Annotated in this window: 22 protein-coding genes and 1 riboswitch; of the genes, 20 read left to right on the forward strand and 2 right to left on the reverse strand. The window is 42.3% G+C overall.

Annotation, left to right across the window (positions count from 1 at the left end; all coding sequences use genetic code 11):
• Positions 1–11 precede the first annotated feature (11 nt).
• Positions 12–551: a helix-turn-helix domain-containing protein gene (locus tag PGR14_RS00300; protein ID WP_008374904.1), complete on the reverse strand. Its 540-nt coding sequence runs from the start codon at positions 549–551 to the stop codon at positions 12–14.
• A 501-nt stretch (positions 552–1052) separates the two neighbouring features.
• Between PGR14_RS00300 and PGR14_RS00305 the strand changes: the two genes are divergently transcribed.
• From PGR14_RS00305 to PGR14_RS16190, 8 genes are all read left to right on the forward strand, one after another.
• Positions 1053–1688, forward strand: a complete 636-nt coding sequence (locus PGR14_RS00305) for a hypothetical protein (protein ID WP_055155664.1) — start codon at positions 1053–1055, stop codon at positions 1686–1688.
• Positions 1689–1724: 36 nt separating this feature from the next.
• A complete protein-coding gene (locus PGR14_RS00310; protein WP_270222826.1) occupies positions 1725–2603 on the forward strand; it encodes a GIY-YIG nuclease family protein in 879 nt (292 codons plus the stop codon).
• A 90-nt stretch (positions 2604–2693) separates the two neighbouring features.
• The gene (locus PGR14_RS00315) at positions 2694–2981 is read left to right on the forward strand and encodes a hypothetical protein (protein WP_227084519.1); all 288 of its coding nucleotides are present in this window, start codon (positions 2694–2696) and stop codon (positions 2979–2981) included.
• Positions 2982–3109: 128 nt separating this feature from the next.
• Entirely contained in the window at positions 3110–3607 is a 498-nt protein-coding gene (locus PGR14_RS00320; RefSeq protein WP_055155661.1) for a YaiI/YqxD family protein, read from the forward strand.
• Positions 3604–4035 (forward strand): flavodoxin family protein, encoded by a 432-nt coding sequence (locus PGR14_RS00325; protein ID WP_055155660.1) that lies wholly within the window; start codon positions 3604–3606, stop codon positions 4033–4035. The genes PGR14_RS00320 and PGR14_RS00325 overlap by 4 nt, the downstream gene beginning before the upstream one ends.
• A gap of 542 nt (positions 4036–4577) precedes the next feature.
• A riboswitch (cyclic di-GMP riboswitch) is annotated at positions 4578–4653 on the forward strand.
• 77 nt (positions 4654–4730) lie between these two features.
• The gene (locus PGR14_RS00330; protein ID WP_055155659.1) at positions 4731–4985 is read left to right on the forward strand and encodes a hypothetical protein; all 255 of its coding nucleotides are present in this window, start codon (positions 4731–4733) and stop codon (positions 4983–4985) included.
• Positions 4986–5122: 137 nt separating this feature from the next.
• Complete coding sequence (locus PGR14_RS00335; RefSeq protein ID WP_270222828.1) at positions 5123–5752, forward strand: nuclear transport factor 2 family protein; 630 nt, start codon at positions 5123–5125, stop codon at positions 5750–5752.
• Between the two features lie 142 nt (positions 5753–5894).
• A complete protein-coding gene (locus PGR14_RS16190; protein ID WP_242860780.1) occupies positions 5895–6077 on the forward strand; it encodes an ATP-binding protein in 183 nt (60 codons plus the stop codon).
• A 148-nt stretch (positions 6078–6225) separates the two neighbouring features.
• On the opposite strand, the gene aroC is transcribed toward PGR14_RS16190, so the two are convergent.
• The gene (gene aroC / locus PGR14_RS00345; RefSeq protein WP_055155656.1) at positions 6226–7344 is read right to left on the reverse strand and encodes a chorismate synthase; all 1119 of its coding nucleotides are present in this window, start codon (positions 7342–7344) and stop codon (positions 6226–6228) included.
• A 305-nt stretch (positions 7345–7649) separates the two neighbouring features.
• Here aroC and PGR14_RS00350 point away from each other — a divergent pair, with 305 nt between their 5' ends.
• The 12 genes from PGR14_RS00350 to PGR14_RS00405 all read left to right on the forward strand — a co-directional run bounded on the left by PGR14_RS00350 (position 7650) and on the right by PGR14_RS00405 (position 24589).
• Entirely contained in the window at positions 7650–9539 is a 1890-nt protein-coding gene (locus tag PGR14_RS00350; RefSeq protein ID WP_270222829.1) for a L,D-transpeptidase family protein, read from the forward strand.
• A 22-nt stretch (positions 9540–9561) separates the two neighbouring features.
• The gene (tgt, locus tag PGR14_RS00355) at positions 9562–10695 is read left to right on the forward strand and encodes a tRNA guanosine(34) transglycosylase Tgt (protein ID WP_022220357.1); all 1134 of its coding nucleotides are present in this window, start codon (positions 9562–9564) and stop codon (positions 10693–10695) included.
• 86 nt (positions 10696–10781) lie between these two features.
• The gene (gene yajC, locus PGR14_RS00360) at positions 10782–11060 is read left to right on the forward strand and encodes a preprotein translocase subunit YajC (RefSeq protein WP_008374927.1); all 279 of its coding nucleotides are present in this window, start codon (positions 10782–10784) and stop codon (positions 11058–11060) included.
• A 130-nt stretch (positions 11061–11190) separates the two neighbouring features.
• The gene (gene malQ, locus PGR14_RS00365; protein WP_044999358.1) at positions 11191–12735 is read left to right on the forward strand and encodes a 4-alpha-glucanotransferase; all 1545 of its coding nucleotides are present in this window, start codon (positions 11191–11193) and stop codon (positions 12733–12735) included.
• 1 nt (position 12736) lies between these two features.
• The gene (locus tag PGR14_RS00370; protein ID WP_022220358.1) at positions 12737–13783 is read left to right on the forward strand and encodes a LacI family DNA-binding transcriptional regulator; all 1047 of its coding nucleotides are present in this window, start codon (positions 12737–12739) and stop codon (positions 13781–13783) included.
• Positions 13768–16026: a glycogen/starch/alpha-glucan phosphorylase gene (locus PGR14_RS00375; RefSeq protein ID WP_270222830.1), complete on the forward strand. Its 2259-nt coding sequence runs from the start codon at positions 13768–13770 to the stop codon at positions 16024–16026. Before PGR14_RS00370 ends, PGR14_RS00375 begins: the two co-directional genes overlap by 16 nt.
• A 232-nt stretch (positions 16027–16258) precedes the next feature.
• Positions 16259–17575: a Na+/H+ antiporter NhaC family protein gene (locus tag PGR14_RS00380; protein WP_270222831.1), complete on the forward strand. Its 1317-nt coding sequence runs from the start codon at positions 16259–16261 to the stop codon at positions 17573–17575.
• 142 nt (positions 17576–17717) lie between these two features.
• Positions 17718–18803 carry a 3-isopropylmalate dehydrogenase gene (gene leuB, locus PGR14_RS00385; protein ID WP_055297292.1) on the forward strand — a complete coding sequence of 362 codons (1086 nt, stop codon included), beginning with the start codon at positions 17718–17720 and terminating at the stop codon, positions 18801–18803.
• 103 nt (positions 18804–18906) lie between these two features.
• Positions 18907–20577: a dihydroxy-acid dehydratase gene (gene ilvD, locus PGR14_RS00390; protein WP_008374941.1), complete on the forward strand. Its 1671-nt coding sequence runs from the start codon at positions 18907–18909 to the stop codon at positions 20575–20577.
• Between the two features lie 28 nt (positions 20578–20605).
• Positions 20606–22297 (forward strand): biosynthetic-type acetolactate synthase large subunit, encoded by a 1692-nt coding sequence (ilvB, locus tag PGR14_RS00395; RefSeq protein ID WP_022220361.1) that lies wholly within the window; start codon positions 20606–20608, stop codon positions 22295–22297.
• Between the two features lie 47 nt (positions 22298–22344).
• Positions 22345–23427 (forward strand): 3-phosphoserine/phosphohydroxythreonine transaminase, encoded by a 1083-nt coding sequence (gene serC, locus PGR14_RS00400; protein WP_022220362.1) that lies wholly within the window; start codon positions 22345–22347, stop codon positions 23425–23427.
• Position 23428: 1 nt separating this feature from the next.
• Entirely contained in the window at positions 23429–24589 is a 1161-nt protein-coding gene (locus PGR14_RS00405; RefSeq protein WP_195412846.1) for a phosphoglycerate dehydrogenase, read from the forward strand.
• Positions 24590–24768: the final 179 nt, after the last annotated feature.

The raw sequence follows: 24768 nt of genomic DNA on the forward strand, positions 1-24768 counted from the left end.
CTCCTGTGTACTTAAAAACTTGGGGGAGTGCTGACCCAGATCAGGCGTGCCCCGGAAGAAGACGATGCTTCTATATAATGCTTTGCGTGGGGAGTAAAATAAAAGGATTCTCCCTTTTTAGCTTTGTAGACCTTATTGCCTACGTGGATTTTGACGGAACCCTGAAGCACGTATCCGAATTCCTCACCTTCGTGTGGAAGATCCGGGTAGGTTGCACCGCCCGGAGCCAGGGTAAGACGGATCGGTTCCATCATATTGCGCTGGGCATTCGGAATGATCCATTCAATCGTATTCTTCAGATCAGTATCCTTTTTTTCAAAATAATCCTCATCACCGAAGACAACCTGTTCTTCCTCGTCATCGCTGAAAAATTCATTCAGATTGGTGCCGAGACACTGCAGAATATCAACCAGTGTGGCGATAGAAGGAGAAGTAAGATCCCGTTCCAGCTGGGAAATGAATCCCTTCGAAAGCTCACTCCGGTCTGCAAGTTCTTCCTGGGTAAGATTTTTCGCAATACGGAGCTCCCTTACTTTCTGTCCGATGTTCATAAATAGCTCCTTTCTGTAAATTGTTTGTAAAAATAAAAATAAACCTAGAGTTTAGTATTTCTATACACACGACAAGGTTTATTATACTATAGTTTAGAGAAAAAGCAACCGTTTTATAAGGAAAATGAGGTTTTTTTGAAAAATAAAAAACGGGTAAGAATTGACTAATTTTAGTTTAGATTATCTTCAGATCGCTTTTGAAAAATTGAATGAAAAAATCCTCCGAATCGAAAGGAAATTCGAGGGATTTTAGCTGATTACCGGAAAGTTTTGATTTGTCGATTCCATATGTTTGGAAGCGACAAATGATAGGATACTAATGAGAGTGTGGGAAGTTGATTCCTACATCCTTTTTTAGTGCGTAAAAAATGATTGAATGGTATAATAGAAGGCAGGAAGATCTTCTGGAATATTTATTCAAGGAATTCAAGGACACAAGCGGATTGAAGAAACTGTTTATCGACTTGAGTCCATTTTCAAAGGGAAAAGAAGGTTGATGTGATGAGAATACTTTTTTGTAACATAGCGTGGATGAAGGAGTATCGAGGAAATGAAGATGGAAAGGATACTCCGTTAAATGGTGGAAGCTATGTTGATGAGACAGGAGATGCACATGAAAAATATAATTTTACACCGGTGAATATGGAGGGCAGGGAAGGTTTATATTGTCTGGGATTTTTCGAAACAAAATCACATAATGGGAAAGATGTTAATCAAATGCGAATTGAGAATATTGCGGGGTGTGAGCTATTAAAAAAAGAAGAATCAGTAGATGATGTGCTTGTTGTGTATTGTGCAAAACATCCGGCACATAAGTTTACAACAGTTATTGGCTGGTACAAGCATGCTACTGTTTACAGGCATTATCAAGAGGCAGTGTTTGCTCCTGAAGATATACAATATTACAATGCAATAGCCAAATCGTCAGATTGTGTTTTGCTCCCTACAGGTACCAGAGCAAGAAAAGTTCAATGGGAAGTTCCAAGAAAATCAAGTGGTTGGGCTTATGGTTTTGGACGAGCGAATGTCTGGTATGCCAGTGAAGAGGATAGCAGGTTGCAAGATTATCTTGCAAGATTAGAAAAACAGATTAACGAATATGATGGTGAAAATTGGATTGAAAAGTATGCTGAGTAGGTGTTAAACAAAGGATAGAACGAGGGAGGAATAGCAATGGCGTATGGAAAGTCTATAGAGCTGTTTTTGGTTAATGGAACAGCGGATAGCTTGACTATAGCGGAGCTGTCAAATTGGAATGGAAAAGCAATTAAGATACCAAGAATTGAAGTGTCTTCGTGCTATAGAGAGGATATTGCTCAAGCGGGAGTATATTTCCTCTTTTGCAAAGAAGATGATGGAACAGATTCAGTATATATCGGAGAAGCGGAAAATGTAAAAGAACGTTTGTTGCAACATTTGCGAGACTATCAAGCTGAAAAAGAGAAATATTATTGGACCACGGCAGTGATTTTTATAGGGAGAGACCTGAACAAGGCATTGATTCGTTATCTTGAAAATCGATTTGTAGATATTGCAAGACAGTGTAAACGGTATCTGGTGCTTACAAAAAACACATATCGAAATACGGTGATGAAGGAATCGCAAATAGCAGTCATGGAAGAATTTATTGATAATGTGAGAATTTTGATAAGTGTTTTAGGATACAAAGTATTGGAACCTGTCAATAAACCAGCAACTATAGAAGAAAATGATGGTAACGAAATTGAAAAAGAAGAAATAAAGTTGCACTTAGAGAGAACGGTGAAGGGAATAGGAAAGATAGAAGCTGATGGTATTTGTACATCTGAAGGTTTCGTAGTGCTAAACGGAAGTCATATTGCTCCAGAGGATGATGAGACAATCTCAGCAGGTATTAAAGAAAAGAGAAGTAAAGCTAATATTGTAGAGGGTATTCTACAGGAGGATGTTTTGTTTTCAAGTCCATCTGGTGCAGCAATGTTTGTGGTAGGTAAGAGTGCTAACGGATTGACAAGCTGGAAAAATGCAGACGGTATTACACTTAAAGATATTGAAAGCGATGAAACAAAATGAAACTAATGTTATTGCGAATCGAATGAGAATTAAATGTGACTTTGTTTAAGTTTACGAATGAAATTCTTGGAGTATAGGAGCAAGATGGATATGTGGAATGACATATATAAGCCTGATTCGATTGGAAGTGAGGGCGGTACGATTATTGCAGATGAGGAATATAAAGAATCGTGCAGGATAACCTTGGAAAGATGTGAAAGGTATGATGCAATTACATGTGGTGTATATGGAAGTATGATGCATACAACTTTTTGTGATAAAAGTCATAGTCAGGAAGTATTTGATAACATGAAAAGAGATCTACAGGAATTTATTGATAAGGATACAACAGCTGAGGAAGAAGATATTTTCTATGAAGAGTTTACAAGTAAATATTGATTGGAAGATTGGTTTGATGACAGGAAAATGGAACAGATTCTGCATCAGAAACCGGTTCAGCTGAAGCGAGAGGCAGAATACGAACAGCAGAGCTTATTCTTATAATGGTTCAGAGGAGGAATAGAAAGATGCAAATATTTGTTGATGCAGATGCCTGCCCAGTGGTTGCAATCATTGAAAAGATTGCAAAAGAAAATAGTATTCCGGTAACGTTGTTGTGTGATACGAATCATGTTCTGTCATCGGCTTATAGCGAAGTGATTGTAGTAGGGGCAGGAGCAGATGCAGTAGATTATAAACTGATCAGTATCTGCCATAAAGGAGATATTGTCGTATCACAGGACTATGGTGTTGCAGCAATGGCATTGGGAAAAGGTGCTTATGCCATTCATCAATCGGGCAAATGGTACACGAATGACAATATTGATCAGATGCTTATGGAACGTCATTTGAATAAAAAAGCCAGAAGAAGTTCCCATAAGAATCATATCAAGGGACCGAAAAAACGAACAGAAGAAGATGATGTAAGGTTTGCACAGTCTTTTGAAAAAATGCTCATGATGGTACAGGAGAAATTTCAAAAGAATACTAAAACAATGGAGACAGGCAGAAAGGAAAACAAATGAGAAAAGCAATCGTATATGCATCTGTACATCATGGAAATACAGAAAAACTAGTAAAGGGCATAGCAGAAGAATGCCAGGTCGATTTGATTGATGCTGTAAAACAGCCAGATGTAGATCTGAGCAGTTATGATATGATTGGATTTGCATCCGGAATCTATTTTTCAAAATTTCATCAGTCAATATTGGGATTTGCAGAGAAGAATCTACCGGACAATAAAAAGGTATTTCTGATCTGTACTTATGGTGGAAGTGCGAATTATAAATCCATAGAGCAGATTTTGGACGAGAAGCGTTCTAAAGTGATAGGAAAATTCGGATGCAAGGGTTATGACACATTTGGTCCATTTAAACTGGTAGGTGGTATTGCAAAAGGACATCCGGATGAGGAAGATATAAAAAATACAGTTGAGTTTGTAAAAGGATTATAAGTAGCCCGCAAATAAAAAGTCAAGGCTAAAACTTTTATGTGACAAACGTAGCTGTCTGTGATATTATAAAGATGATATAAGCGAAAAAGACTTTTGCGGAAACGAAAGTATCTTCAAATTTTATTTTACGGATGTACTTCCTATAATAAAACTAATTACTTGCAAAATTGATAACTAATATTTTTTCTGCTATTACAGGTACAATAAGAACATGTAATAACAGAAATGAGGTATAGTTACTTGCAGATAGAGAAGTATATATCAGATAAAATAACATCTATATGTGAGAAGCGTGATATCAGTAAATGCAGATTATCGCAGCTGCCGGGAATTTCCCAGTCGTCACTGAGAGAATCATGACGCAGGAAACAGTAATGTCAATGCTGCGTGGACTTTGGAAGTAGGAGAACAGTTCGAGTATATGTATCGGCTGTTCTTTTTTATTTTTCAGCGTTAAAGCGGTGAGGTTTTTCTTATGCACGATAGATTGTGGGAGTATAATAACATCAATATTTTTGCATAAGTTTAAAAACTATAAATAATAGGATGATCGGCAAACCAGATGAAAATCTGGGACGCAAAGCTACAGGGCCTGTAAAATGGCAGCCAGTTGCATGAAATGAGATGCACTGTCTGTAGGACAGTGTTTTTTTTCATAGATGTAACTATAATAATTTTATAAGGATGACAGAGGAATGAGAATCAAATTCATCTGTTTATGCCAAGTATCGCTTTTTATGGATCTGAAAATTGCAGAAGAAGGATCTGTTTCTGTGGCGTCACAGGCAGAAACAGATGAGCATATCGCTTCTGTCAGGCTGTGGCAGCAAAAGCGCGAAAAAAGAAGATGCAGAAACAATCACGGTGTACTTATTTTGATGACTGCTATCGGTCAGAGCCAGTCCGAGTCAGAGGCAGATGTATATTACTTGTGGAAGACAATGAACTGAACAGTGGCATGAATTCCATTGATTACAATGCAATTTCAGATCAGTTAACTATAATTATGGTCGCCTTTAAAGAAGGATGGATACATCGGGATCATTGGATATTTTGACAGTTAAGTTTTTTAAAGAGAGGGTAGCGTATGGATGATTTTAAAAAACTCACAGAACAACTTTTGAAAATATATATTAATGCCGGATCAGTAAATAATCTTGGTATAGAAAATTATTTTGATGAAAATATCAGTCTGATTGGAACTGGGAAACATGAGTTATTCACGAATCTGCATGAGTTTTTAGAATCATTCAAATTTGATGTAAAACGAAGAGAAAAAATCAGACTTGAAGTAAGAAATTTACATCAGGAAGAAGAAAGACTTGATGATGACCATGTTCTTGCACATGGAACAGTAGATTTTACTGGTCTGTTTAAAGATGGTTCAATCTGTTTTAAAATGGAGACAAGATTTACGATTATCTATAAGTGGACGAATGGAAAATGGATGGTTCAGCATCTGCATCATTCAACACCGGATCTGGAACAGATGGACGGTGAAGAGTTCCCTCTCGCATTGGGGAAGCAGGTCAAAAAAACCCGGCAGGCCCTTCATGCATTAGGTACTGCTTATTATCATATCTCAAGGCTGAACTTAAAAACAAAGAAGATAGAACTTGTTAAAAGATCTCGAGAAATGGATATGGGTATTAAAGAGAATACTTCAGATTGGGATCCTCAGTTCAAGATTATCGAAGATATTTCTTGCAAGAATTGAGAATGATAAGGTTGAGATGGAATACACTGTTTCAAATGTCCATGAGTGCTTTGAAAATTGTGTCATTATGTTCCAACAACAGGCAGAAAGTAAAAATCAGACGATCTCTTTGACAGAACAAATCATGTATCCGTATGTGTATATGGATGCACCTCACCTGTCAGAAGTCTGTCTTAATATAATAAGCAATGCAATAAAGTATACAAATACAGGAGGTTGGATATCCTGTAATGTTGTACAGAAATCCTGTGAAAAAGAAGACTGGTGCAATATGATCATTAGTATTACCGATAATGGAATCGGTTATAAAAAGCCACCTGTCTGAGGTGGCTTTTTGTGTGTCAGAAATTATTTCAAAGCCCAGACAGTTATTATAAAAAATAAGGAGGAACTCTATGGAATAGAAGTCTGACGGTATAATAGCAGATAAAACATACAAAATATACATGAAGTTTTATCTTGAAAATCAGATATCAAAATAAGGCCACCACATCAGTGCCGTAGAAGCTTTTGAGTTTGTCCATTCGGGCACTCATGTTGGTGAAGAGCAGATCGAGGATCGTGATTGCGGCCATGGATTCTACGACTACGACGGCGCGTGGGACAATGACCGGGTCGTGACGTCCTTTAATGATCATTTCGGTGTTTTCTCCATCTTTGGTGACGGTGGACTGTGGCTGTGAAATGGACGGAGTCGGCTTTACTGCCGCGCGGAAGATGATCTTGCTTCCGTCACTCATACCGCCGAGGACACCGCCTGCATGGTTGGTGTCTTTGGTGATCCTTCCATCTTTTGTATGGAAGGAATCATTGTTGATACTTCCTTTTGTATCTGCAGCTTTAAAGCCGTCACCGATCTCAAAGCCTTTGACTGCTCCGATGGACAGCATTGCTTTGGCAAGATTGGCGTCCAGTTTTTCAAATACGGTATCACCGATTCCTACCGGCATACCGGTAACAACACATTCAATGATGCCTCCTGAGGAATCCTGATTTTTAATACATTCTTCCAGATAGGCAGATGCTTTTTGGGCATATGCGTTGCTTGGCATATAAATCGGGTTCTGGAAAATCTCTTCTGGATGGTATTCATTTTCCGGAACAGATACCGGGCCGATTGCTTTCGTATAAGCATGTACTTCAATGCCAAGTTCTTTCAAAATCTTAGCAGCAACTGCACCTGCTGCAACTCTGGCAGTAGTTTCTCTTCCGGAAGAGCGTCCCCCTCCTCTGTAATCACGGAAACCATACTTTTCATCAAATGTATAATCTGCGTGTCCCGGCCTGTATGTGTTCATAATATTTCCGTAATCACGGGAACGCTGATCCTGGTTCTGTACGAGAATTGAAATCGGAGTTCCGGTCGTCCGGCCTTCAAATACGCCGGACCAGATCTGTGCCATATCACTTTCCTTACGGCCGGTTGTAAACTGGCTTTGTCCGGGTTTTCTTCTATCCAGATAAACCTGGATATCCTCCTCTGAAAGAGAAAGCCCTGCCGGACATCCGTCGATCACAACACCGATCCCCTTTCCGTGCGATTCCCCCCATGTAGAAATCTGAAACAATCTTCCATAAATAGATCCTGCCATACTATATACCATCCTTTCTGTAAGCTTTTATTTATAAAGAATTAATTTGTGAATCAGTCAAAACAAAAAACGAACAATAAAGCAGAAGAACACTTGCGCGATGGGATTTGAAACATTTCGTTTATTCTATTTGTCATCACAACGCAAATCATTCATTCCCCCAAAATCACCTCATTATTATAATAGAAGATTCCCATCCCAACAAGTGATAAAAATATGAAAGTTAAAGTTATGTATTGTATTTACACGCCCCTTCGTATTATAATGACTACATATTGAGTGAAAAAAGGAAGTCAATAGTATAAATGAGTGAAAAAAGTATGAATGAAAAAAACGAAAGAAATCTTGACAGCACAGTAGATGAAATCATGGAAGAGATCAGAGAGCAGAATGTAAGTGAGGTGAAGGACATCAATGAAAAAGAACAGAAAAGCGAAGAAAGACCGCGGAAAAAGAAAGTCACTAAAACAAAACGTCCTTCAGGCTATCACGTATCTGGCGATGGTGTGGATCATAAAGCAGCCTCAGGCGAAGATCGACCGGTTAAGAAAAAGGCTCCGCGCCGGAAAAAGAAAGTAGTTCGTGAAGAGACCGGGCTTCTGGATCTGGATGGAGCAGAAGAATGGCGGGATGAAGAAGAGACAGCAGTACCACCGGTTATTAAAAGTGCAGATATTTTAAGCAGTGGAGATGCAGAAACATTCAATCCGGATGAGGAAGAAATTTTTGATGATTCTTTCTTTGATGAAGAAGAGGAAAAGCCGCATAGAAGAACTAAACGGAAGAAAAAGCAAGGCTCAAAAAAGTCCGGTAAAGTGGTTAAAATTGTAGTTGGTGCTGTGGTTGGAGTGGCAGCGGTTGTTTACCTTGGATTTTCCGTATATTTCATGAATCATTTTTATTTTAATACGAAGATCAACGGTGTGAACTTCTCCGGAAAATCAGTTTCGGCAGTAGAGTCATACATGAAGAGTCAGGTAGATGGATATGTTCTCACGATGAAGGAATCAGACGGAACAGAAGAGAAGATTGCCGGAACAGATATTTCTCTTGCGTACAAAGCAGGAGATGAACTGCAGAAGCTCGTAAAAGAGCAGAATGCATTTCTGTGGCCGGTCTGCCTTGGAAAGACACAGACAATTACGGCATCAGTCGGTGTTACATATGACGAAAACCAGCTGGATACCCTGATTAACGGTCTCGAGTGTATGCAGGCAGATCAGCAGGTTGAACCGGTAAATGCACATCCGGAGTATGACGGCAATTCGTATGTAGTCAAAGCCGGGGAGACCGGAAGTAAGATTGATACCGAGAATTTCAAAAAGGTAGTGAAAGAATCAATCGAAGGTTTCAAAAGCGAGATTGACATGACCGCTGAAGACTGCTATGTAGAACCAAAATACACAATCGAGTCAGAAGAAGTGAAGAAAGCATGTGACGATATGAATAAGTATCTGAAGGCAAGTATCACTTATACCTTTGGTTCGAATACAGAAGTTGTAGATAAAGATCTGATTTCCCAGTGGGTAACGGTAGATGATAACATGGCAGTTACCTTTAACAGTGATGCAGTTGTAAAATATGTACAGCAGCTGGAGAGTAAGTATGACACTTACCAGACAAAGAGAACATTTACAACCGGAGGCGGTAACAGTGCAACGGTTGAAGGTGGAGACTATGGATGGATCATTGATGAAGCTGCCGAGATTGCAGCCCTTGAAGCGAATATCCGCAATGGAGAGACTGTAACGAGAGAGGCGAATTATTCACAGACTGCAGCAAGTCATGACGGAGCAGACTGGGGGAATACTTATGTTGAAGTCGATCTGACAAACCAGTATATGTATCTTTTTGTAAATGGTGCAATTGTGACACAGGGACCGATCGTTACCGGTAAGCCAAGCAGAGGAGATGCTACACCGCAGGGAGTATATATTCTGAAATACAAAGAAAAAGATACAACCCTTCGTGGACCAAAGAAGGAAGATGGAAGTTACGAATGGGAATCACCGGTTACTTACTGGATGCCGTTTAACGGTGGAATCGGACTGCATGATGCACCGTGGCAGACGAACTTTGGCGGGGACTGGTATCTGGAACATGGGTCACGCGGATGTGTCAATCTACAGTATGATGTTGCAGAGACAGTGTTCAACAATGTAGATTCCGGAACACCGGTTGTATGTCATTACTAAATTTGAGAGAGAGGTCAATTTTATGTATGAACTGATAAAAAGGGACGGTCGCGCCAAGCGCGGCCGCTTCCATACCGTACACGGAGTGATCGAGACTCCTGTATTTATGAATGTAGGAACAATTGCAGCGATCAAAGGGGCTGTTTCTACCGCAGATCTTGAAGAAATCGGAACACAGGTGGAGCTGTCTAATACTTATCATTTGCATGTGCGTCCGGGGGATCAGGTAGTGAAAAAGCTTGGCGGGCTGCACAAATTTATGGCCTGGGATAAGCCGATTCTTACTGATTCCGGCGGATTCCAGGTGTTTTCTCTTGCCGGACTCAGAAAGATTAAGGAAGAGGGTGTATACTTCAATTCCCATATTGACGGAAGAAAGATTTTTATGGGACCGGAAGAAAGTATGCAGATTCAGTCGAATCTGGCGTCTACGATCGCAATGGCATTTGATGAATGTCCGTCCAGCGTAGCGGAAAGGAAATATATGCAGGCATCGGTAGAGCGTACAACGAGATGGCTCGCAAGATGTAAAGAAGAGATGGCAAGACTCAATTCTCTTGATGATACGATCAACAAACATCAGATGCTTTTCGGGATCAATCAGGGTGGTGTCTATGAAGATATCCGTATTGAGCATGCACAGCAGATCGCAGAGATGGATTTGGATGGATACGCAGTCGGCGGACTCGCAGTTGGTGAGACACATGAAGAGATGTACCGGATCCTGGATGCAGTAGTTCCGTGTCTTCCGGTTGCCAGACCGACCTATCTGATGGGAGTCGGAACGCCGGCAAACATTCTGGAAGCGGTAGACAGAGGTGTGGATTTCTTTGACTGCGTATATCCAAGCCGTAACGGAAGACATGGACATGTTTATACAAAACATGGTAAGCTGAATCTGTTCAATGCAAAATTTGAACTGGATGAACGCCCGATCGAAGAAGGCTGTCAGTGCCCGGCCTGCCGCCGTTATTCAAGAGCTTATATCCGTCATCTGCTGAAAGCAAAAGAGATGCTTGGAATGCGGCTTTGCGTTCTCCACAATTTATATTATTATAATCATCTTATGGAAGACATCAGAGAGGCGATCGAAGAGGGAAGATATGCCAGGTTTAAGAAAGAGACACTGGCAAAAATGGAAGAAAAAGAAGATTAGGATAAAAAAATTCTAAAATGTCTTGATGAATGTCCTATTATTGTGTATGATGGTAACAGTGTCTATTTTAGCAGGAGGAAAGAAGAATGAATAATCCAATCGTACTTATTTTATTTTACGTTGTAATTATCGGAGGATTCTGGTGGTTACTGATGAGACCACAGAAAAAGGAACAGAAGAGAGTACAGCTGATGTTATCTGAACTGGCTGTAGGAGATACTGTTCTTACAACAAGCGGTTTTTACGGGGTTGTTATTGATATTACAGATGAAGACGTAATCGTTGAATTCGGAAGCAACAAGAACTGCCGTATCCCGATGCAGAAATCTGCGATCATGCAGGTTGAAAAGCCGGAGAACAACTAAATCAAATTTTTTGAAAAAGTTGAAAAAAAGCATTGCATTTTATATGCAATGCTTTTATAATACAATTATTGGAAACGTTACCGATACCGATACCGAAACCGTTGCTGTAGAAAGATATGAGGTGCATATTATGAGAACAAGCGGTATATTACTGCCGGTGGCAAGTCTGCCATCAAAATATGGAATAGGTGCTTTTTCGAAAGAAGCATACAAGTTTGTGGATACACTTGAGAAGGCAGGTCAGAGCTACTGGCAGATCCTTCCGTTAGGCCCGACAGGGTATGGAGATTCGCCGTATCAGTCTTTCTCGACTTTTGCAGGAAATCCGTATTTTATAGACCTGGAAAAGCTGATAAAAAAGGGCTGGATTACAAAAGATGAATGTAAGGCATATGACTTTGGTGATAATGCAGGATATGTGGATTATGAAAAGATTTATAACTGCAGGTATGAGATCTTAAGAAAAGCATATGAAAGAAGCCGGATCGCAGATGATGCAGATTTTCAGAAATTCTGTAAGGAGAATAAAGAATGGCTGGATGATTATGCGCTTTATACGGAGATCAAAGCCGCGAATGATGGGAAGAGCTGGAGTGAATGGGAAGATGAATATCGTCTGAGAGATGAGCTGGCGCTGGAAAAATTCGCCAAAGAGAATCGGGAAGGCATCCTGTTCCAGAAGTTTATGCAATATGAATTTGCAACACAGTGGGGTGCACTGAAAGCATATGCGAATGAAAAAGGGATTGAGATCATTGGTGATATCCCGATTTATGTAGCGTTCGACAGCGCAGACAGTTGGTCGCATCCGGAACTGTTCCAGTTTGATGAGAACGGACTTCCGACTGGTGTTGCAGGGTGCCCGCCAGATGCATTTAGTGCAACCGGACAGCTTTGGGGCAATCCGCTTTATAAGTGGGAATATCATAAAAAGACCGGATATGCATGGTGGATGAAGAGAATCCGTCATTGTGTTGAACTTTATGACGTGATCCGAATTGATCATTTCCGTGGATTTGATGAATATTATTCCATTCCATACGGAGATCTGACAGCGGAATTCGGACATTGGGAAAAAGGACCGGGAATGGATATTTTCCGGACGGTAAAAGAGACTCTGGGTGATGTGAAAATTATTGCAGAGGATCTTGGATTCCTGACAGACAGTGTGATCCGGATGGTGGAAGAGTCCGGATATCCGGGAATGAAAGTTCTGGAGTTTGCATTTGATTCCAGAGAGCCTAGCAACTATCTGCCACATAATTATGATAAGAACTGCGTAGTATACACGGGAACCCATGACAATGAAACACTGGCAGGATGGTACAGAGAATTAAAAAAAGAAGATAAGAAGTTCGCACTTCGCTATATGGGAAGAAAGAAACTCAGTGTCAATGAAGCAGTATGGGAAATCATCCGTCTTGCGCAGTCGAGCGTGGCGGATACCTGTATCATTCCGATTCAGGATTATCTCTGCCTCGGTAATGAAGCGAGGATCAATCATCCGTCAACCCTTGGCGGTAATTGGATCTGGAGACTTCATAGGGATGAGATCTCAAAAAAACTTGTGAAAAAGATCCGCAGGATGACAGAACTTTATTGCAGGATCCCGGAGAAGACAGAGATGCTCCTTAAGGCTGAAGATGCGGAGGACTTAGGAGAAGAAAAGAAATAAAATGGGAATGACGATTAAAGATATTGCGAAGAAGTGCGGGGTCGGAGTCAGCACCGTGTCCCGTGCGCTGAACAATCATCCGGATATCAATCCTGAGACCAAAAAGATGATTTTAAAGACGGTTGAAGAATCAAATTTTGTGCCGAATAACAGTGCGAGGAATCTGAAACGGACCGATTCGAAATCCATTGCGATTCTGGTAAAGGAGATTGATAATCCATTTTTCGCGACGATGATGCGGGTAATGGAAAAAAAGATCCGCAGACAGAAATATTCCTTTTTTATCCAGCATATGGGAAAGGATCAGGATGAGGTCGATACCGCACTGGAGTTGATCAAAGAAAAAAAGCTCAGAGGGATTATTTTCCTGGGTGGGGATTTCAGGAAGAACAAAGAGCGGATTGCAAAGATAAAGGTTCCGTTTGTTGTAAGTACGGCAGCGTTTGATAAACTGCCGGAGAAATGTATCGCATCCTATGTATCAATTGACGACCGTGCGGAAAGCCGTAAGATCGTAGATTATCTGTGCGAGACCGGACATAAAAAGATTGCAATCCTTGCCTCGGATAAGAAAGATGAGAACATCGGAAAACTCAGACTGGAAGGTTACAGGGAAGCACTAAAGGCACATGGCCTGGAAGCGGATGAGGAAAGAATCTGTTATCTGGATGAAGAAGATACCACTTATTCGATGGAAAACGGATATCGGATGATGAAAAAACTGTTGAAAAAAGAAACAGAATTTACCGCAGTATTTGCAATTTCCGATCTGATGGTGATTGGTGCATGCAAGGCACTTTTGGAAGAGGGAAAAAGGATTCCGGAAGATGTGGCGGTTGCAGGATTTGACGGACTTGACTATACCGGATTTTATCAGCCAGCGATCACTACGATGGCGCAGCCGGTTGAAGAGATCGCGAGACAGTCTGTCGGGATTCTGTTTGACATGATAGAAACAAAGAAAAGCCAGGAAGGAAAATATCTTCCGGCAACACTGAAAGAAAGAGAATCAACTACAGGAGGTAGAAGAACATGGAAGCAAGACTGACAGAGATTTTACAGGAGAAATTCCAGACAGGACTTGAACAGGCAACGAATGAACAGGTATATTATGCGCTGCTTACACTGACAAAGGAACGGATCAAAGAAGGACCGAAGAACGAAGGAAAGAGAAAACTCTATTATATTTCCGCAGAATTCCTGATCGGAAAGCTTTTATCCAACAACCTGATCAACCTTGGAATTTATGATGAGACAGCAGAGGTGCTGAAAAAGCATGGGAAAAATCTTGCAGAGATCGAAGAAGTTGAACCGGAACCGTCTCTTGGAAATGGTGGACTTGGACGATTGGCAGCCTGCTTCCTGGATTCCATTGCAACACTCGGACTTCCGGGAGACGGAATCGGGCTGAACTATCATATGGGTCTGTTCAAACAGGTATTTACCGACCACAAACAGGATGAACAGAAGAATCCGTGGATTGAAAAAGACAGCTGGCTCAATGATACCGGTATTTCATTTGAAGTCCCGTTCAAGGATTTCAGTCTTCGTTCCCATCTGTATGATATTGATGTAACCGGATACGAAGGCGGAAGCAACAAACTTCATCTTTTTGATGTAGAGACGGTAAATGATGCAATCGTTGGAAACGGAATCAATTTTGATAAGAACGATATCCGTGAGAACCTGACGCTGTTCCTCTATCCGGATGACAGCGACAAGGCAGGAAATCTGCTCCGTATTTATCAGCAGTATTTTATGGTTTCCAATGCAGCACAGTATATCATCCGCGAGTGTGAAGAAAAGGGATATGATCTCAGAAAGCTTCATGAGCATGTGGCGATCCAGATCAATGATACACATCCTTCTATGGTTATTCCGGAGCTGATCCGTCTTCTTGTTCAGAAACAGATCGACTTCAATGAGGCGATTGAGATCGTACAGAAGACCTGCGCATATACCAATCACACCATCCTCGCAGAAGCACTGGAAAAATGGCCGGTTGATTATCTGGAGCAGGTTGCACCGCAGATCGTTCCGATCATCCGAGATCTGGATGCAAGAATTAAGGGAAGATATAAAGATCCGAGAGTCCATATTATCGATGATCAGAATCGTGTACATATGGCTCATATGGACATCCATTATGGATACAGTGTCAACGGAGTTGCGTATCTTCATACAGAGATCCTGAAAAATGAAGAACTGAAACCGTTCTATGACATTTACCCACAGAAATTCAACAACAAGACTAATGGTATTACGTTCAGAAGATGGCTGCTGCACTGCAACCATGAACTGACTGCATGGCTGGATGAGAAGATCGGACCGAATTACCGAAAAGATGCAACAAAGCTTGAAAAACTGCTTGACTATGTAAATGATGAGGAAACTTTAAAGAGCCTTCTTGTAGTAAAACAGAAAAAGAAAGAGGATCTGGCAGCTTACTTAAAAGAAACACAGGGACTGGAAATCAATCCAAATTCAATTTTTGATATTCAGGTAAAACGTCTGCATGAATACAAGCGTCAGCAGATGAATGCATTATATGTGATCTATAAATATCTGGAGATCAAGAGCGGAAAGAAACCGGAGACTCCGATCACGGTAATCTTTGGAGCCAAGGCTGCACCGGCTTATATTATTGCAAAGGATATCATTCATCTGATCCTCTGCCTGCAGGAGCTGATTGATAACGATCCGGAAGTTGCACCGTATCTGAAAGTGGTTATGGTAGAAAACTACAACGTGACACTGGCAGAAAAGCTGATCCCGTCCTGTGATATTTCTGAACAGATTTCTCTTGCATCCAAAGAAGCAAGTGGAACAGGTAACATGAAATTCATGCTGAACGGGGCTGTGACAATGGGAACAGAAGATGGAGCCAACGTAGAAATCCATCAGTTTGTAGGGGATGAAAATATCTACATCTTCGGAGAATCCAGTGAACAGGTTATCGAGCATTACCGCAAGATGGATTATAATGCAGTTGATTACTATATCAATGATGAAGAGATCCGCAGACTGGTAGACTTTATCATCAGCCCGGAACTTCTCCGTATCGGAGATAAATACCTGCTTCTTGAACTGCATGCAGAACTGATTCGTAAAGACTGGTTCATGACACTTCTTGATGTGAAAGATTATATCCAGAAGAAAGAACAGGCTTACACAGATTATGAAGACCGCATGGCATGGGCAAAGAAGATGGTTGTGAATATCGCAAAAGCAGGATATTTCTCATCTGACAGAACCATTGCTGAATACAACAGAGACATCTGGCATCTGTAAAATGTATATGTAAAAAACAGAAGTCTGTCCTGAAAAAACAGAGACAGACTTCTGTTTTTTGTGCAAAAGTGTATTTTTATACGGTTTCTGCAGGAACTTTCTGTATTTCCCTTGTTGCGGGAAAAGAGAAGGATATGCTATGATAAGGAGAAATATTGCTGTTTGTTTTCCGGATATGGAAAAGTTTTTGGGAAGATCCGGGAAGCAATAGAAGCAGATGAGAGGTGAATATATGGAAAAAAGAAGAAAAAGTGCATCACTTTTGCCGGTCGGTGTATTTCTGGTATTTTATCTGGGACTGGGTATTTTATTTGAATACATAATGAAAATTCCAATGGGGTTTTATAATGTACCGATCGTAGTGGCGTTTCTGGCGGCACTCCTGGTCGCGTGTCTGCAGAACAGAAAGGTTGGCTTTGATGAGAAGCTGGAGATCATGGGACGGGGAATCGGAGATAAGAATATTATCACAATGCTGCTGATTTTCCTGACGGCGGGAACTTTTGTGGGAGTGGTTGGAAGAAGCAGTGCAGAGAGTGTGGCGTATTTTATGCTATCGATCATCCCGGCACGGTTTGCGGTTGCCGTTCTGTTTGTGGTTGCATGTTTTGTTTCAACAGCAATGGGAACTTCGGTTGGGACGATCACCCTTCTGACTCCGATTGCGGCGGCAGTTTCGCAGTCGTCCGGTTTTTCCCTGGCACTTTGCGTGGCATCGGTGATGGGAGGCTCCATGTTCGGGGACAATCTTTCTTTCATATCAGATACAACAATTGCTGCCTGCAACGGGCAGGGATGTGAGATGAAAGATAAATTCCGGGAAAATTTCTGGATCGCACTTCCGGCGGCGATCGTATCGCTGGTTCTGATTCTGGTCAGCTCTTTCCGGGCAGAGATCGGAACGGCAGTTACGCACGAATACAATCTGACGCAGATCATTCCGTATGTGCTGGTGCTGGTCGGCGGGATCGCAGGGTTCAACGTCTTTCTGGTACTTTTGACAGGAATTGTGTCCGGTGCGGTGATCATGCTTGCAATGGGGCAGGTAACACCGTATGAAATGCTTGCTGCCATGGGCTCAGGTGTATCCGGGATGTTTGAAACCTGTATGGTGGCGGTGCTGGTTGCTGCAATGTGTGCGCTGATCCGGGAAAATGGTGGCTTTGATGTATTGCTGGATGTGATCCACCGTGTCTTTAAGGGATCGAAAAGTGGTCAGCTGGGTGTTGGTATTTTGGTAGCGCTTCTGGATGTGGCAACAGCGAACAATACCGTAGCAATTGTGATGGCTAATCCAATTGCAAAGGAAATGGCAGATGATTATCAGATCACACCGAGAAAGACAGCCTCCCTTCTGGATACTTTTTCCTGTATTTCACAGGGGGTGATCCCGTATGGTGCGCAGATGCTGGTGGCAATTTCGGCAGTGCATGAGCTCGGCGGTGAGATTTCTGCATTTCAGATCATTCCGAAGCTTTTTTATCCGGGAATGCTGTTTGTCAGTTCGCTGATCTTTATCTTTGTGATTCCACAGAAAACAGGAAAATAAAACAGAGTTCACTCTGGATTTTTATACTTTTACAGATTAAAGGGTTGAAACCTGACGAAAAATACGGTATTATAATGTTTAACAGATTTTTGGAACGAAAAATGGTACAAAAATCACAGATACATAGAAGGGAATGACAAAGATGAGCCTGAAAATCGGAGTAATTAAAGGTGACGGAATCGGTCCGGAGATTGTAACGGAAGCGATGAAAGTTCTTGATAAAGCAGGAGAGGTATACGGATTTGACTGTTCTTATGAACAGCTGCTTCTTGGGGGCGCATCCATTGATGTACATGGAGTCCCGCTTACAGATGAGACGGTAGCAAAAGCAAAAGCATGTGATGCCGTACTGATGGGATCTATTGGAGGAGATGCAAAGACTTCCCCGTGGTATAAGCTGGAACCGTCAAAGAGACCGGAGGCCGGTCTTCTGAAGATCAGAAAAGAACTGAACCTGTTCGCAAATCTGCGTCCGGCGGTTTTGTATAATGAACTGAAGGGTGCATGTCCTCTGAAAGAAGAGATTACAGAAGGCGGATTTGATCTGATGATCATGCGTGAACTGACAGGCGGTCTTTATTTTGGAGAGAGGAAGACAGAAGAAGTGGATGGTGTGATGACTGCATTCGATTCACTTACCTATAATGAGGATGAGATCCGCAGGATTGCGATCCGCGCGTTTGACATTGCAATGAAGAGAAGAAAGAAAGTGACAAGCGTCGATAAGGCGAATGTACTGGATTCTTCAAGACTCTGGAGAAAAGTAGTAGAAGAAGTTGCGAAAGATTATCCGGAAGTTACACTGGAGCATATGCTGGTTGACAACTGTGCAATGCAGCTTGTAAGAGATCCGAAGCAGTTTGATGTCATTCTTACAGAGAATATGTTCGGAGACATCCTTTCTGATGAAGCAAGCATGGTAACCGGTTCGATCGGAATGCTGGCAAGTGCAAGTCTGAATGAAACCAGGTTCGGACTGTATGAACCAAGTGGCGGTTCGGCACCGGATATAGCAGGACAGGGAATTGCAAACCCGATAGCAACAATTCTTTCAGCAGCAATGATGCTTCGTTTCAGCCTGGATCAGGATAAAGCAGCAGATGCGATTGAAGCAGCAGTTTCCCAGGTGTTAAAAGATGGATACAGAACCGGGGATATTATGTCAGACGGATGTACAAAGGTTGGAACAGCCCGGATGGGAGATCTGATCTGCGAAAGAATTCGATAGTCAAGGATTGGGAAAGATACAGTTCCGTACTGCTATGGGGAAAGAGAAGCAGGACGGAACTGTAATAGAATAGAGCCAAAAGTTACAGGAGGATTATAAAATCATGAGAAGTGATAATGTAAAAACAGGTATGCAGCAGGCGCCGCACAGATCATTGTTCAATGCGCTTGGTCTTACAAAAGAAGAACTGGAGAGACCGCTTGTCGGAATCGTATGTTCTTATAACGAAATCGTTCCGGGACATATGAACCTGGATAAAATTGCAAATGCAGTAAAGATGGGAGTTGCCATGGCAGGTGGAACACCGATCATGTTCCCGGCAATCGCAGTCTGTGACGGTATTGCAATGGGACACATCGGTATGAAGTATTCTCTGGTAACGAGAGATCTGATCGCAGATTCGACAGAAGCAATGGCAATGGCGCATCAGTTTGACGCCCTTGTTATGATCCCGAACTGTGATAAAAATGTACCTGGGCTTTTGATGGCAGCAGCCCGTATTAATGTACCTACAGTGTTCGTCAGTGGCGGACCAATGCTTGCGGGACATGTAAAAGGACAGAAGAGAAGTCTTTCCAGCATGTTCGAGGCAGTTGGATCCTACGCAGCAGGAACAATGGACGAATGTGATGTATGTGAATTTGAAAATAAAGTATGTCCTACCTGCGGATCATGCTCCGGAATGTATACAGCTAACAGCATGAACTGTCTGACAGAAGTACTTGGTATGGGACTTCAGGGGAATGGAACAATTCCGGCTGTATATTCAGAAAGAATCCGTCTTGCAAAACATGCAGGTATGCAGGTAATGGAAATGTACAGAAGAAATATCCGTCCGAGAGACATTATGACAAAAGAAGCCATCTTAAATGCCCTTACTGTTGATATGGCACTTGGATGCTCAACCAACAGTATGCTTCACCTTCCGGCGATCGCACATGAGATCGGTATGGATTTTGAGATTGATTTTGCAAACGGAATCAGCGAAAAGACTCCGAACCTCTGTCACCTTGCACCGGCAGGTCCGACATATATGGAAGACTTGAATGAAGCGGGTGGTGTATATGCTGTTATGAACGAGCTGAATAAGAAAGGTCTTCTTTACACAGACTGCATGACAGTAACCGGAAAGACAGTTGGAGAAAATATCGCAGGATGCGAAAACAAAAATCCGGAAGTAATCCGTCCGATCGACAATCCATACAGCCAGACGGGTGGACTTGCAGTCCTCAAAGGTAATATCGCACCGGACGGCAGTGTTGTAAAACGTTCTGCAGTTGTACCGGAAATGCTGGTACATGAAGGACCTGCAAGAGTATTTGAATGTGAAGATGATGCGATCAAGGCAATTAAAGGAGGAGATATCCATCCGGGAGATGTTGTAGTTATCCGTTACGTCGGACCAAAGGGTGGTCCTGGTATGCCGGAAATGCTGAATCCAACTTCTGCAATCGCAGGTATGGGACTTGGTTCATCGGTAGCACTTATTACAGACGGCCGTTTCAGCGGTGCATCCCGTGGAGCTTCTATCGGACACGTATCACCGGAAGCGGCAGTCGGCGGTCCGGTAGCACTGATCGAGGAAGGCGATATTATCGAGATCGATATCCCGAACCTGAAATTAAATGCAAGAATTTCAGATGAAGAACTTGCAAGAAGAAAAGAAAAATGGCAGCCAAGAGAACCGGAAGTTACAACAGGATATCTTGCAAGATATGCAGCAATGGTAACTTCAGGAAACCGTGGAGCAGTTCTGGAAGTTCCACACAAATAAAATAAAATCTGGACAAGGGGAATGTACAATGCAGTTAAATGGTGCAGAAATACTGATAGAGTGTTTAAAAGAGCAAGGCGTGGATACCGTATTCGGATATCCGGGCGGCGCAATTTTAAATGTATATGATGAATTATATAAGCATAGTAATGAAATCAGACATATCCTTACATCGCATGAGCAGGGAGCTTCTCATGCGGCGGACGGATATGCGCGTGCCACTGGTAAGGTTGGGGTGTGTTTTGCAACCAGTGGACCTGGAGCAACAAATCTCGTAACAGGAATCGCGACCGCATTTATGGATTCTATTCCGATTGTTGCGATCACCTGTAATGTAGGGGTACCGCTTCTTGGAAAAGACAGCTTCCAGGAAATTGACATTACCGGTATTACGATGCCGATCACAAAGTATAATTTTATTGTGAAGAATGTCAATGATCTTGCAAAGACGATCCGCAAGGCGTTTGAGATCGCACAGTCCGGAAGACCGGGACCGGTGCTGATCGATATCCCGAAAGATGTGACAGGCAATAAAGCAGAGTATGAGCCTGTCAAAATCCAGCCAATCGTAAAATACAAAAAAGAAATCTGCATGGAAGATATTGACAAGGCAGTAGAGATGATCGAAGAAGCAAAGCGTCCGTTTGTATTCGTCGGAGGCGGAGCTATATTATCTGATGCAAGTGAAGAACTCCGTGCATTCGTAGACAAGGTACAGTGTCCGGTATGTGATTCCCTGATGGGAAAAGGTGCATTTCCGGGAACTGATGAACTTTATACAGGAATGCTTGGTATGCATGGTACCAAGACATCGAACTTTGGAGTCAGTGAAAGCGATCTTCTGATCGTAGTCGGTGCAAGATTCTCCGACCGTGTCACAGGTAATCCAAATAAATTTGCAAGTAATGCAAAAATTCTCCAGTTTGATATTGATGTGGCAGAGATGAACAAAAATGTCATTATCGATGAAGGTGTGGTTGGAGATATCAAAGAAGTACTTGCGGCAGTTAATGAAAAACTGCCACAGCAGGAACACACCGAATGGATCAAAAAGATCCAGGAATATAAAGCAAAATACCCGCTTGCCTATCATCCGGAAAGTCTGACCGGTCCGTATGTGATCGAAGAGATTTACAAACAGACAGAAGGTGATGCGATCATCGTCACAGAAGTTGGACAACATCAGATGTGGGCAGCGCAGTATTATAAATTCACAAAACCGAGAACACTGCTTACGTCAGGTGGTCTTGGAACCATGGGATACGGTCTTGGAGCTGCAATCGGAGCCAAGATGGGAAGACCGGAGAAGACGGTAGTCAATATCGCCGGAGACGGATGCTTCCGTATGAATATGAATGAAGTTGCAACAGCGGCGCGTTATAACATTCCAATTATCCAGGTTGTAGTGAACAACCATGTGCTTGGTATGGTAAGACAGTGGCAGAATCTGTTTTACGGACAGCGCTATTCAGCAACTGTTCTGAATGATGCAGTAGATTTTGTGAAACTCGCAGAAGCGATGGGGGCGAAAGCGGTAAGAGCTACGACCAGAGAAGAATTCGCAGATGCATTTAAGTTTGCTTTAAATGCAGGCGGTCCGGTGGTGATTGACTGCCAGATCGACAGCGATGACAAGGTATGGCCGATGGTTGCTCCGGGTGCTCCGATCAGTGAAGCTTTTGACGAGAAGGATCTGCAGGAAAAACAGCAGACAAACTAAAAAACATATGCAGCGACAGATACGCAGAGCAGGAATGGAGGAGTAATATGAAACGAGTTTACAATTTTTCAGCAGGACCGGCAGTACTGCCGGAAGAAGTTTTACGAGAAGCAGCAGATGAGATGCTGGATTACAAAGGATGTGGAATGTCCGTTATGGAGATGAGTCATCGCTCGAAAGCTTTTGCTGAAATCATTGAAACCGCTGAACAGGATCTTCGTGATTTGATGGGAATCCCGGATAATTACAAAGTACTGTTCCTTCAGGGTGGCGCAAGCCAGCAGTTTGCAATGATTCCAATGAATCTGATGAAGAACAAAGTAGCGGATTATATTGTTACCGGGCAGTGGGCTAAAAAGGCAGCTGCCGAGGCATCCAAATATGGAAAGGTGAATAAGATCGCATCGTCCGAGGATAAAACCTTTTCGTACATTCCTGACTGTTCGGATCTGCCGGTTGATGAAGATGCAGATTATGTATATATCTGCGAAAATAATACAATTTACGGAACCAAATTCAAGGAACTTCCGAACACGAAAGGCAAGACACTGGTAGCGGATGTATCATCCTGCTTCCTGTCTGAGCCTGTAGATGTGACAAAATATGGTCTCATCTATGGCGGAGTCCAGAAGAATATCGGACCAGCGGGTGTTGTTATCGCGATCATCCGTGAAGATCTGATTACAGAGGATGTACTTCCGGGAACACCGACCATGCTTACATACAAGACACATGCAGACGCAGGTTCTCTTTACAATACACCGCCGGCATACGGAATCTATATCTGCGGTAAGGTATTTAAATGGCTCAAAAAGATGGGCGGACTGGAAGTTATGAAAGAACGCAACGAAAAGAAAGCCAAACTGCTCTATGATTACCTGGATCAGAGCAAACTGTTCAAAGGTACGGTAGAAAAGAAAGACCGTTCTCTTATGAATGTACCATTTGTGACAGGCAGTGATGAGCTGGATGCCAAATTTGTAAAAGAGGCAAAAGAAGCAGGTCTTGAGAATCTGAAAGGACACCGTACTGTTGGGGGTATGCGTGCAAGTATTTATAACGCAATGCCATACGAAGGTGTGGAAGCCCTGGTTGCATTTATGAAGAAGTTTGAGGAGGAGAATCTGTAATATGTATAAATATTTTTGCCTAAACCCGATTTCTCCTGTTGGACTGGAGAAATTCAATGATGACTATGTGCCTGCCGGTGAGATGGCAGGAGCAGATGCGGTACTTGTAAGAAGTGCCGGAATGCATGAACTGGAATTTGATAAAGATTTAAAAGCGATTGCCCGTGCCGGGGCCGGTGTAAATAATATTCCACTGGACAAATGTGCGGAGCAGGGAATCGTTGTATTTAATACACCAGGGGCAAATGCCAATGGTGTAAAAGAGCTGGTGATCGCCGGTATGCTGCTTGCATCCAGAGATATCCTTGGCGGTATCAACTGGGTACAGGAGAACGAAGAAGATGGCAATATTGCCAAAGATGCAGAAAAAGCGAAAAAAGCATTTGCAGGCTGTGAGATCCAGGGAAAGAAGCTTGGTGTGATCGGTCTTGGTGCAATCGGTGTCCTGGTTGCCAATGCGGCTACGCATCTTGGGATGGAAGTGTATGGCTATGATCCATATGTTTCTGTAGATTCTGCATGGAGACTTTCAAGAAGTATCCATCACACTAAGAATGTAGATGAGATCTACAAGGAGTGTGATTATATCACAATCCATGTACCGGCACTGGAAGATACAAAGGGTATGATCAATAAGAATGCCATCAGTCTGATGAAAGAGGGCGTTGTGATCCTGAACTTTGCAAGAGATGTACTGGTGAACAGTGAAGACATTGTGGATGCACTTGTTGGTGGAAAAGTCGGACGCTATGTAACTGACTTTCCGACACCGGAGATCGCAGGAGTGAAGCATGCGATTGTCATTCCGCATCTGGGAGCGTCAACTGCTGAATCAGAAGACAATTGTGCAAAGATGGCAGTAGAAGAGCTGAAGGATTTCCTGGAAAATGGAAATATCCGTAATTCTGTCAACTTCCCGGCATGCGATATGGGTGTAAGGGATAAAACAAGAATTACGATCCTGCACAGGAATATTCCGAACATGATCGGTCAGTTTACTGCGCTTCTGGCAAAGGATAATGTCAATATCGATGATATGACGAATAAGAGCCGTGGCAGCTATGCATATACGATGATCGATGTGGATAATGATGTGGCAGAAGACGTGGTAAAAGGTCTGGAAATGATCGAGGGTGTTCTGAAAGTCAGAGTAATTGCATAAAAAGTGACAGAGGATGCGTTTGGAAAAGCGCATCCTCTTTTGATGCAAGGGAAGGAATCCAGGTAAACGGTCATTTTTTCAAACTGATCGGTTTTTATGATAATGAATGGGGATATACCAGTCAGATCTTCCGCATGATTTCGCATATGTACCAGGTGGACCATGGTGTAAAATAAAAC

Origin of the sequence: Coprococcus sp. AF99-45, assembly GCF_027663865.1 — a bacterium.
GTDB classification, from domain to species: Bacteria; Bacillota; Clostridia; order Lachnospirales; family Lachnospiraceae; genus Allocoprococcus; species Allocoprococcus comes.

Bases quoted from the DNA above. Each gene is read 5' to 3' on its own strand.
- PGR14_RS16190 (WP_242860780.1), top strand. From the start codon at position 5,895: ATGGATGCACCTCACCTGTCAGAAGTCTGTCTTAATATAATAAGCAAT.
- PGR14_RS00405 (WP_195412846.1), top strand. From the start codon at position 23,429: ATGTATAAATATTTTTGCCTAAACCCGATTTCTCCTGTTGGACTGGAG.
- leuB (WP_055297292.1), top strand. From the start codon at position 17,718: ATGAGCCTGAAAATCGGAGTAATTAAAGGTGACGGAATCGGTCCGGAG.
- PGR14_RS00300 (WP_008374904.1), bottom strand. From the start codon at position 551: ATGAACATCGGACAGAAAGTAAGGGAGCTCCGTATTGCGAAAAATCTT.
- PGR14_RS00335 (WP_270222828.1), top strand. From the start codon at position 5,123: ATGGATGATTTTAAAAAACTCACAGAACAACTTTTGAAAATATATATT.
- ilvB (WP_022220361.1), top strand. From the start codon at position 20,606: ATGCAGTTAAATGGTGCAGAAATACTGATAGAGTGTTTAAAAGAGCAA.
- tgt (WP_022220357.1), top strand. From the start codon at position 9,562: ATGTATGAACTGATAAAAAGGGACGGTCGCGCCAAGCGCGGCCGCTTC.
- malQ (WP_044999358.1), top strand. From the start codon at position 11,191: ATGAGAACAAGCGGTATATTACTGCCGGTGGCAAGTCTGCCATCAAAA.
- PGR14_RS00305 (WP_055155664.1), top strand. From the start codon at position 1,053: ATGAGAATACTTTTTTGTAACATAGCGTGGATGAAGGAGTATCGAGGA.
- PGR14_RS00350 (WP_270222829.1), top strand. From the start codon at position 7,650: ATGAGTGAAAAAAGTATGAATGAAAAAAACGAAAGAAATCTTGACAGC.
- yajC (WP_008374927.1), top strand. From the start codon at position 10,782: ATGAATAATCCAATCGTACTTATTTTATTTTACGTTGTAATTATCGGA.
- PGR14_RS00375 (WP_270222830.1), top strand. From the start codon at position 13,768: ATGGAAGCAAGACTGACAGAGATTTTACAGGAGAAATTCCAGACAGGA.
- PGR14_RS00320 (WP_055155661.1), top strand. From the start codon at position 3,110: ATGCAAATATTTGTTGATGCAGATGCCTGCCCAGTGGTTGCAATCATT.
- aroC (WP_055155656.1), bottom strand. From the start codon at position 7,344: ATGGCAGGATCTATTTATGGAAGATTGTTTCAGATTTCTACATGGGGG.
- PGR14_RS00310 (WP_270222826.1), top strand. From the start codon at position 1,725: ATGGCGTATGGAAAGTCTATAGAGCTGTTTTTGGTTAATGGAACAGCG.
- serC (WP_022220362.1), top strand. From the start codon at position 22,345: ATGAAACGAGTTTACAATTTTTCAGCAGGACCGGCAGTACTGCCGGAA.
- ilvD (WP_008374941.1), top strand. From the start codon at position 18,907: ATGAGAAGTGATAATGTAAAAACAGGTATGCAGCAGGCGCCGCACAGA.
- PGR14_RS00370 (WP_022220358.1), top strand. From the start codon at position 12,737: ATGGGAATGACGATTAAAGATATTGCGAAGAAGTGCGGGGTCGGAGTC.
- PGR14_RS00325 (WP_055155660.1), top strand. From the start codon at position 3,604: ATGAGAAAAGCAATCGTATATGCATCTGTACATCATGGAAATACAGAA.
- PGR14_RS00330 (WP_055155659.1), top strand. From the start codon at position 4,731: ATGAGAATCAAATTCATCTGTTTATGCCAAGTATCGCTTTTTATGGAT.
- PGR14_RS00380 (WP_270222831.1), top strand. From the start codon at position 16,259: ATGGAAAAAAGAAGAAAAAGTGCATCACTTTTGCCGGTCGGTGTATTT.
- PGR14_RS00315 (WP_227084519.1), top strand. From the start codon at position 2,694: ATGTGGAATGACATATATAAGCCTGATTCGATTGGAAGTGAGGGCGGT.